Origin of the sequence: Planococcus salinus, assembly GCF_003719725.1 — a bacterium.
In the GTDB taxonomy this organism is placed as follows: Bacteria; Bacillota; Bacilli; order Bacillales_A; family Planococcaceae; genus Planococcus; species Planococcus salinus.
In genome coordinates this window covers 1-615 of sequence record NZ_RIAX01000032.1, presented here as the reverse complement: position 1 = coordinate 615, position 615 = coordinate 1, and the positions used below count along the sequence as shown (strand labels likewise).

At 54.0% G+C, this 615-nt stretch carries 1 rRNA gene; it reads right to left on the bottom strand.

The features are described 5' to 3' along the window. Positions 1–615: ribosomal RNA gene (locus EEX84_RS16430) — 23S ribosomal RNA — on the bottom strand; the annotation flags it as partial.

Below are 615 nucleotides of genomic sequence, written 5' to 3'. Positions count from 1 at the left end.
CGGCGCGCTCGCCTTATCCTTCTGCGTCCCCCCATTGCTCAAACGGCGGGGAGGTGGTACAGGAATATCAACCTGTTGTCCATCGTCTACGCCTATCGGCCTCGACTTAGGTCCCGACTGACCCTGAGCGGACGAGCCTTCCTCAGGAACCCTTAGGCATTCGGTGGACGGGATTCTCACCCGTCTTTCGTTACTCATACCGGCATTCTCACTTCTAAGCGCTCCACCCGTCCTTCCGGTCCGGCTTCAACGCCCTTAGAACGCTCTCCTACCACGGACATCTCAGATGTCCATCCACAGCTTCGGTAATCCGTTTAGCCCCGGTACATTTTCGGCGCAGTGTCACTCGACCAGTGAGCTATTACGCACTCTTTAAATGATGGCTGCTTCTAAGCCAACATCCTGGTTGTCTAAGCAACGCCACATCCTTTTCCACTTAACGGATATTTGGGGACCTTAGCTGGTGGTCTGGGCTGTTTCCCTCTTGACTACGGATCTTATCACTCGCAGTCTGACTCCCAATCACAAATCACTGGCATTCGGAGTTTGTCTGAATTCGGTAACCCGGGATGGGCCCCTCGTCCAAACAGTGCTCTACCTCCAGGATTCTCAAAA